This window comes from Arthrobacter sp. 01N442, from assembly GCF_056399345.1.
Genome location: NZ_JBFTRD010000021.1, coordinates 1 through 367 on the forward strand (window position 1 = coordinate 1; position 367 = coordinate 367).

At 71.1% G+C, this 367-nt stretch carries 1 pseudogene; it reads right to left on the reverse strand.

Going from position 1 to position 367, the window contains the following annotated elements:
- Positions 1 to 367, reverse strand: a pseudogene (locus AC1DNC_RS16785) (serine hydroxymethyltransferase); the annotation flags it as partial.

Below are 367 nucleotides of genomic sequence, written 5' to 3' on the forward strand. Positions count from 1 at the left end.
CCTCGGCGAACGCGGCTTCGCCGAACCCGCGGGTCGCCAGCGCCGGGGTGCCGATCCGCAGCCCGGAGGTGACCATCGGCGGGCGCGGGTCGAACGGGACGGCGTTGCGGTTGACCGTGATGTCGATCGCGGCGAGCCGGTCCTCGGCTGCCTGGCCGTTGAGTTCGCAGTCGCGCAGGTCCACCAGGACCAGGTGCACGTCGGTGCCGCCGGAGACCACGGTGATGCCTTTGGCGGTGACATCGGGCTGGACCAGGCGTTCGGCGAGGATCCGGGCGCCGGCCAGGACGCGTTCCTGGCGTTCTTTGAACTCGGGTGAGGCGGCGATCTTGAAGGCCACGGCCTTGCCGGCGATGACGTGCTCGAG